Origin of the sequence: Microcystis sp. LEGE 00066 (genome assembly GCF_015207925.1) — a bacterium.
Classification (GTDB): domain Bacteria; phylum Cyanobacteriota; class Cyanobacteriia; order Cyanobacteriales; family Microcystaceae; genus Microcystis; species Microcystis ichthyoblabe_A.
This window is the reverse complement of the sequence record NZ_JADEVX010000171.1, coordinates 1-9,137: the sequence shown is the minus strand read 5'-3', so window position 1 is coordinate 9,137 and position 9,137 is coordinate 1. Positions and strand designations below refer to the sequence as shown.

Sequence of the window (9,137 nt, the reverse complement as noted above, 5' to 3'; positions counted from 1 at the left end):
GGGTTTTGAGGGGGTCAATTACCTAATTTTCAGGGAAAAAGTCTAGGGATTTTCCCCCCGATCACTCCCAGATCTGGTACTTTTTGATTGATAAAAAGTCTAAAATTATTACCCAACAAGGTTTTTAGATTTATTCAGCAAACCCTAATTACAGCCTAAACTATCCCTGGTGGCCACTCCCGTGACTGGATTAATGCCATCGGCCCGTTCACACATTAACTTGACCTGATAGTTATCAATGACCGCGTTAGTGAAATCGGCCCCAGTAATAATTGTGTCATAAAAACGGCTGCGAGTAGCGATCGCATCGGTAAAAATAGTGTTAGTTAAATCGGCAAAATCGAGGGTAACTCTATCTACCAAAGAGGCGGTTAAATCGGCCCCTTTTAAGTTAGCTTTTAAGAGGACAGCCTCGGTGAGAATGCTATAGGATAAATCGGCCCCTTCTAGGTTAACTCCCCGCATTGCGGCAGCTGCGAAAACCCCTCCGCGCAAATCTTGATGGGAAAAATCCCGATCTTGCAGCTGGGCAAAACTATAGTTAATCGTTTTATCTTGGGCCAAGGCCACCGGACGGGCCGCGAAAAGTAGCCACAGAATCGCCAGCAAAATAATTAAAACCAGACTGAAAAAATTTTTCAACATTGTTACTGTTGAGCGTCGAGAAACTGGGCCACATCATCACCCACCCGAATAGTTAGGTCTGAGTCTAAAGCACCAGTGGAGGATGATTCTACTTTACCGATTCCCAATTGATTTTTCAAGAGGTTAGCGGACTGAATATCACCTTTTTGGGCAATAATTGCCGTGGTTTCTAGCTTTTGGGAGGAGTCATCGCTAATATAAACATTTGTGTAGCCCCGTTTGGCCAGATAATTACGAGTACGACGGGCTAAACCTTTGGTATGGGTGGCATTTTGAATGGCAATCCGCAGACTATAAACGGAGGTTTCTACCCCCGCGTAGTTATCGGTAAAATTATTAGCCACAATGGTTCTAATTTCGCGACGGTTCAAAATCCAATAACTGCGACCATCGTATTCCTCGAGGCTATTAAACCGGCCGGGGAGTAGGATCATTCTTAAGTCATCCTGTTTAATTTCCCGGCCAAAATTAGCGATAGCCAGCATTTCCTCGACGCTTAAGTTCGTATCGATATATTGTTGTAAAACCTGTACTGCTCTCGGGAGACTAGGGAGAATTGTCGGACTAAAAATCTTTTGTTGGAGTGCTTTTAATAAAATTTGTTGTCTTTGTACGCGACCAATATCACCGTATTGCGGGTTACGAAAACGGGCAAATTGTTCTGCTTGGTCGCCGTTGAGATTTTGCCAACCCTCTTGTAAATCAATTTCTAATTTTTGGGTGACATCTTTATGATACATTCGTTCGGGTACATAAACCTCTACACCCCCGACTAAATCGACTAATTCCTTAAAAGCATCGGTAGTCACCCGCACATAGCGATCAACGGTGACATCCCCTAAAGTATTATTGACCACTTCTGCCGCTAGAGTTGGTCCACCGTGAACGTTAGCATCGTTGATTTTAGTGAAACCGTGGCCGGGGATTCTGACGCGGCTATCGCGAGGGATAGACAACATTCTCACGGTTTTATCGCTAGGATCGAAGCGCACTAGGAGCATGGTATCGCTGCGACCTTTAAATACATCGTCGCTGTTTTTGGCATCTAAAACTCGATCGATGCCCATAACTAAAATATTAACAGGACGAGAAAGCTGCTGATTGATTAAGCTATTCCAAGCTTGATCCTCAAGGATGTCTGCTTGGGTGGGAAAAGATGTTTTTTGGAAGATAGCCCCAATTGGTGCGGGTAAGGGACTAATTAAAGCGACGGCAGCCCCAACAGTGGCGGAAACTAGGGCTGTAAAACTGAGGGTTATTCCCCAAAATAAGCCCTTTTGCAGGGGAGATGCTTTTTTTAAACCGGATATGACTGAACTGACCACCGCGACGGTATTTTCTGAGTTTTGGCTGTATTCTTGCTTTTCAAACCGCCCGGAAACATTGGCCATAGACTAACCTCAACATCTGATTAAAAGCTTACTTTAAGTAGGGAGGAACAATTATTTGTAGGATGGGTTAGCGGTAGCGTAACCCATGCAGGCGTTGGGTTTCATACTTCAACCCAACCTACGTTCATCTTATATTTAATTCCACCCACCCAGGAGGTGACTGTTGATCGATAGAATCTATCTCTAGAGCAAAAGTTCCAGATATTGGCCACCCCCTCTCGCCGGCTATCGTAACATATTGTTAAGGAACTGGCTATCCTAGACCTGTTGTAAAAATCAAAAATTGTTGTTAGGGTTAGGAGTTGGTGGCCAGTAGCCAGTAGTCAGGAGAATTAAAAACGAATAATAAACGATTAAACGCTCTATTCACCGATTTTATGCCATTTAAGCCTTATTTTTGCAGTTTTTGAACCCTGAAAGGTTAATTATGCCATAGGTTTAATAATTTTTCAGGGATTCAGTTCGGTTATAGATTATCTTTATGGCCAAGAATTAAGGCTCTCTTAGGTTTGGTGGGTAAAATGTATTCTAAGATACAGTCCTGCGGGCGAGCGAGTGGAAGGAACCACTCCAGACACAGAGGACACAAAGATTGATCGCTTCTATAGTAAGTTAAACTGCTCACACAAAGAATAAGAGAGCCGAATTAAGAGAGGTGGAAACTTGAAGATGACAGAACGAACTAAGGTTATTCTCCTCGTTGTTATCCCTTTGCTTTTGGCTAGTAATGCAGTTTTTTCTGTCAATAAATTCTGAGCTATTTTTATGCAAATCATCTCCCTTCCCCCATCATCTACCCAGGAATATATCTGTCTAAGAGACTTAAATCTCTACAATTCTCCCAGTTGTCAAGAGTTAGCGACCCAAGCACAACTGGGAAGACAATTAAAATTTATTTCCCTAGAAATTACCGAAAAAGGGCTACAAATTCAGCTAAGGGAAGATAATTATTTAGCTTGGTTATCCCTAGAAGATTTAGATGCGATTGCAGCGGCCACCACAGCTTATGAAAAAATTCCTCTAACTCGTTCGGACATAGAAAAACATATTCTTGAGATTATCACTTTTACTCAGGAAGCAATGAATCGTACCAATCATTATCTCTGGGGTGGAACCTTTGCACCTAATTACGATTGTTCAGGATTAATGCAGGCTGCTTTTGCAAATTTTGGCATTTGGTTGCCGAGGGATTCCTATCAACAGGAAGCTTTTTGTCAAAAAATAAACCGAGAGGAATTACTCCCAGGAGATTTAATTTTCTTTGGTGATAAAAGAGTTAATCATGTGGCTTTATATCTAGGTAATAATCAATATATCCACAGTTCAGGAAAAGAAACAGGTAATAATGGTATCGCTATCAATCTACTCACCGATGATAGGGATAGCGTCAGTCGTTATTATTATCAAAAATTATGGAGTTTCGGTCGAGTTATGCACAATTAATCAGTTATCAGTTATCAGTTATCAGTTATCAGTTATCAGTTATGGGTTTACTGTTCACTGTTTACTGTTTACTGTTCACTGTTTACTCTCCCCCATAGGTAATCATGTTAGAAAACATCTCCCTAAGCGGTCTATCAATTCGTCGTCACATAGGAGTATTGATGTTAACTATAGCAGTTATCATCATCGGTCTTTTTTTTCTAAATCGTTTACAAGTAGATTTGCTTCCTTCTATCACTTATCCTCGCATTAGTTTAAGGATGAATGTCCCGGGGGTTTCCCCGGAAGTTATTCTCGAAGAAGTAACTAAACCCCTAGAAGAAGGAATGAGTGCCACCGAGGGAGTAGTGCAAGTTTATTCAGAAACTCGCGAGGGAAGGATGCGAGTAGATTTATTTTTTCAACCGGGGGGAGATTTAAACGTTGCTTTAAATGAAGCTACCGAAAGTTTTAATCGTGTCCGACAAAATTTACCCGATATTATTGAGGAACCGCGCTTAAACAAATTTGAACCCTCTCGTTTACCCGTCTATGAATTTGCTCTCGTTTCTGATACCCTACCCCTAAAAGATTTAAGATTATTTGCTGATGAAGAATTAGGGAGAGAATTAGGGTTTGTGGAAGGAGTGGCAGTGGTGGACGTGATTGGGGGAGTTAGAGAAGAAATTCAAGTTAATATTGACCTGCAGCGATTACAATCTTTAGGAGTGGGATTAAATCAGGTTTTAGACACCCTAAAAAGACGCAATCAGGACATCTCTGGGGGCCGACTAGAGGGAGAAACCGGGGAACCTTTAACCCGTGCAGTGGGGAAATTTAAAAACGTAGCGGATATCCAAGATTTAGCACTGACCGATAGTAATAATCCCGAAGAAAAAATCTATCTGCGGGATGTGGCCAGAGTTATCGATGGGACAGAAGAACAAAGAATTTTTGTCACCCTAAATGGAAAAAATGCCGTCAGGGTTAGCGTCCAAAAACAACCGAATGCGAACACGATTGCTGTGGTAGAAGGGGTCAAAAAACGCATTGCCGAATTAAAAAAATCCAGGTTAATGACCGGGGGGATGCAAGTCGTCCCCACTACCGATGAGTCTGTATTTATCCAAAATGCGGTTAATAACGTGGTTTCGTCGGGACTAGCGGGGACAATTCTAGCAGGATTGACTGTATTCGTCTTTCTCGGTTCCCTGCGACAGACTTTTATCATTACCCTAGCGATTCCTCTTTCTACCCTCGTCGCAATTATCTGTATGAAGTTATTCGGGTTATCGATAAATGTGTTTAGTTTGGGAGGATTGGCCCTAGGGGTGGGTATCGTGGTGGATAATTCCATCGTCATGCTGGAAAATATTGCCCTCAAAGTTAGTCAAAACCAAAATAAGCGAGATTTTTTAGAAATTGCCCGGAATAGCAGCCAAGAGGTAGAATCTGCTTTAGTGGCCTCCACTGCGACTAATCTCGTCTCTATCCTGCCATTTTTATTACTGGGTGGTTTTATTTCCCTGCTGTTTAACGAGATTATCCTCACTATCAGTTTTGCTGTGGCTGCTTCTCTCCTGTGTGCGTTAACCGTTGTTCCCATGTTAGCCAGTCGTTTGTTAAATATGCGGGTTGACCGTGGTATTCAGCGATTTTGGCTCTTAAAAGTCTTTAGTCAACGTCTAGAAGGTTTAAGCATCCTCTACGGTCGTTTTTTAGCTAAAATCATCCGCTACAGAATAGCTGTTATCCTACTGGCCTTTTTAATTTTAGGGGGAAGTAGTTTTTATCTCTGGCAATATATCCCCCAGGAAGTCTTTAGTCGTATTCAAACCGGACAGGTCAACGTTTTTGCTCAATTTCCCCCCGGTACCAATTTAAATACTAACCGTCAGGTGATGCGGGAAGTAGAAAAGATTTTATTATCACAACCAGAGACCAAGTACGTTTTTACTACCAGTGGCGGTTCTCTTTTTGGCACAACTACCAATGAAAATATTTTGCGCGCTTCTAGTACGATTAATCTCAAACAAGGCACTAATACAGAAGCATATATCGAACGCATGAGCAAAGCACTAGAGCAATTAAACCTCGTTAACGTGCGTTTGCGTCTCACTCCCGGTCAAGTGCGCGGTATTATTCTTAATAACTCTCCCTCCGTTGGTGCTGACGTGGATGTGATGTTACAGGGACGCGATGGGAAAACTTTAGAGCAAGCTGGTGAAGAAATCCTCGGTATTCTCGATGAAAAAGTCCCTAGTGCGCGTTTTCGTCCCGATGCTGACCCCAGACAACCGGAAATCCAGATTAAACCCGATTGGACCCGCTTAAATAGTTTGGGATTGAGTACCCTGGAAGTGGGACAAACGCTACGGACCGCTATTCAAGGATCAATCCCCACCCAACTGCAACGGGGAGAAAGATTAATCGATATCCGGGTGCAATTGGACCCCAACTCGCGGCAAAAAATTAGTGATATCTCACAAATACCTATTTTTGTCAATAGGCAAGAAGACTTAAAATTAGCAGATATAGCCCGGATTGAAGCGGGAAAAACCCCCGGAGTCATCCAGAGAATCAATCAGCGTCAAGTTTTTATTATTATCGGCAGTTTGGTCGAGGGTGCGAAATTAAGTGACGCACTCGCAGGGGTACAATCGGTTTTAAATTCCACTCCCTTACCCGATGGTATCAGCATTTTACCCAGTGCTGCCGCCATGTCTAATCAAGAAATTCAGGGTTCTTTGGGTTTATTAGCGGGTTTATCGGTATTTTTAGTCTTTGTAGTCATGGCCGTCCAGTATAACTCGCTCATAGACCCTTTGGTGATTATGTTAACTGTTCCTTTGGCCCTAGCGGGGGGAATTTTTGGACTATATTTGACCAAAACCCCGATTAATGCCATTGTCATCGTCGGGGTGGTGTTATTGGTGGGCATTGTGGTTAATAACGGGATTATTATGGTGGAATTGGCCAATCAATTGCGGCAAGAATTCGGTTTTACTCGACTACAAGCCATTTTAAAGGCCGCTCCCCAACGTTTACGACCGATTTTAATGACTACCGTGACCACGGTTTTAGGTTTATTTCCCCTCGCTTTAGGATTGGGAGAGGGAGGGGAATTCCTGCAACCTTTAGGAATTGTCGTTTTTTCGGGTTTGTCTTTAGCAACTCTGTTAACTCTGTTTATTATTCCCTGTTTTTACGTTTTATTCTCCAGAAAATAATCTTGGTTCTTCGGTTTGTCTTATGCAATAGACGGGAGTTATAAGGGATGGAACCCTTATAGAGAAAGACATTGGGCGATTTTTGTCAATTGTTTTTTATCTAAAGCGAACTAATCAATTAAATCCCTTACCAGATAAAGATTTTGTTGATTTATGCCCCCCTATCGAACCATAACAAGTAACGAAGAGCCATAGTTATAAGGTGCAGGGAGTTCACCTAATTCTAATAATCAGACTGAACCACTGCCAACTATATTTAAACTAATTTGAAATTTTAAACAACTTTGACATAGGAAACTACAATGATCTTTGATAAATTAACCCCAGAATTAATTACCAATCTTTACCTGTACGGACAAATCGAAACGCCAACAAAATCTCGTTGACGATAAGCTGATTCGACCTAAAGCAGTAACATCCTCTGTTGATGTTAATGTTAATAGCTTTATGGCAGGGCCTGGACGATTTGCAGTCGGAGCGCAGTTTGAGCTTGTCAAAGGTTTTTTTAATTCCCGTCCTCTCCTTAATCCTAGCTATCAAATATCACCTGGAATTTACACCAAGGAACAATTAGCTGCCTATTTTGGTTTAAGCAATGATTATGGGTGGAACATGAAGCATATCTACTATCGAGATCAGGTAGATGATTACGCGGAAAGAGTTTATATTTATAACAGTCAGAGATTCAAAATTTCTGATAGTGCAAAGTTTGTTGTTAAGGCGGACGGTACTAGAGAAATTCAAAACTTTTATGTTGAACCTCTTCAAGACAATTTTGATTTTGTGGGTGGTGGGATATTTGCGAGTATTGGTAATGCTATTTTAGAGCCTCTTATTGATCCGTCCAAGATTGGTCGAACAGTGAATATTAATTTCACTGGTACTCGTACTGAAAAAACATACGATAAAGCTACATTTGAGGCTGATCGTCTAAAGATAGCATCTTGGGGTGGATTAGCATCATCCACACTTTACAATGGCATAATAAAACTGACGAACGATCTATTTTCTAGTGGCGTTACAAGGTTTTTAGGTGGAGATAAAGCTGATAAAGCCATAGAATATGGAACCGATGGTGATGATGCGTTATTTGCTAATAACTGGACTGACAAAACTCTTTTATTTAAATATAACAAAAATGGAGGTATTCTCATCGGTGGTAGAGGCAATGATATATTATGGGGAGCTATTTCCTTAAAAGAAAATAATGATGATTTATTGATAGGGGGGATAGGTAATGATCAGTTACGCGGCTTTTATGGTAACGATACATTGCTAGGTGGTGAAGGTAACGATACCCTTAATGGTGGGCTTGGTCATGATACTCTGACTGGTGGTCTTGGAATTGACGTGGCAGACTATAGTTCAGAAACCACACCAATTACTCTAACCCTAACTAAAAATCCTGATCCAAAATTAACAGGATTTAATGGGACAGTAAAGGTCGGCTCTGACACAGACACTTTATCTAGCATTGAAACCCTTAAATTTACTCCAAAAGATGACATTGTAAAAATCCAATCAATTCCTCAAGGAGTAACCCTTGATGCTGTTGATGGAAAAGATACTCTTGACTTTTCCACTGCAAATCCTAAAGTAGGCGTACAGGTTGATAGTACAACAAAAGTTGTTAAATTAGGCTCGGACTCTCTCTCAATCACTAATTTTGAAATCTTTGTTGGTACAGCCTATAATGACATCTTTAAAGTTGATGAAAAAACGATCAAAGTTGATGGTGGAGAAGGAATTGATCTGGTTGACTTTTCAAATTCAAGTAAACCAATAACAGTAGATCTAGTTAAAAGTGGAACAGGAATTCCGCAATATATCAAAATTGAAAACTTTAAAGGTAGTAGTTTTAACGATGTTTTTACTCTGGATAAAGCGGCCAACAAAGTTGAAGCTGGTAACGGAAATGACATAATGATTGGCGGTGCTGGTAACGATACCTTAGACGGTGGCTTAGGAAATGATACTGTTGACTACAGTTTAGAAACAACACCAATTACTTTAACTTTAGTCAAAAATCCTGATCCAAAATTAACGGGATTTAATGGGACAGTAAAGGTCGGCTCTGACACAGACACTTTATCTAGCATTGAAACCCTTAAATTTACTCCAAAAGATGACATTGTAAAAATCCAATCAATTCCTCAAGGAGTAACCCTTGATGGCGGTGAAGGAAAAGATACTCTTGACTTTTCCACTGCAAATCCTAAAGTAGGCGTACAGGTTGATAGTACAACAAAAGTTGTTAAATTACAGCAATTCTCATTTTGAAAAAAATTCAGATAAAATTCTCTTATTTAAATAGAGAACTTGTGTAGAAGCATTATTTTTTGACAGATAATTATCATCCAACGCTGGAGATAGACAGGTTTTAAGAACTTTGTCCATGAAAAATCGATTTCAACTCATAAATCTGGATGAAATTCTAACAAAATTTTTA

General features: G+C 40.7%; 5 protein-coding genes. 3 read left to right on the top strand and 2 right to left on the bottom strand.

Annotated features, from left to right (window positions below; translation table 11 throughout):
• Positions 1-144: 144 nt before the first annotated feature.
• Positions 145-645, bottom strand: coding sequence for a pentapeptide repeat-containing protein (locus IQ224_RS18740; protein ID WP_002768627.1), 501 nt, complete (start codon positions 643-645; stop codon positions 145-147).
• A 2-nt stretch (positions 646-647) separates the two neighbouring features.
• Entirely contained in the window at positions 648-2,036 is a 1,389-nt protein-coding gene (locus tag IQ224_RS18735) for an LCP family protein (protein ID WP_194033346.1), read from the bottom strand.
• 765 nt (positions 2,037-2,801) lie between these two features.
• Here IQ224_RS18735 and IQ224_RS18730 point away from each other — a divergent pair.
• From IQ224_RS18730 to IQ224_RS18720, 3 genes are all read left to right on the top strand, one after another.
• A complete protein-coding gene (locus tag IQ224_RS18730) occupies positions 2,802-3,479 on the top strand; it encodes a C40 family peptidase (RefSeq protein ID WP_002740382.1) in 678 nt (225 codons plus the stop codon).
• Between the two features lie 104 nt (positions 3,480-3,583).
• The gene (locus IQ224_RS18725; protein WP_036399255.1) at positions 3,584-6,688 is read left to right on the top strand and encodes an efflux RND transporter permease subunit; all 3,105 of its coding nucleotides are present in this window, start codon (positions 3,584-3,586) and stop codon (positions 6,686-6,688) included.
• Positions 6,689-7,135: 447 nt separating this feature from the next.
• Positions 7,136-8,968, top strand: a complete 1,833-nt coding sequence (locus tag IQ224_RS18720; protein WP_228036314.1) for a calcium-binding protein — start codon at positions 7,136-7,138, stop codon at positions 8,966-8,968.
• Positions 8,969-9,137: the final 169 nt, after the last annotated feature.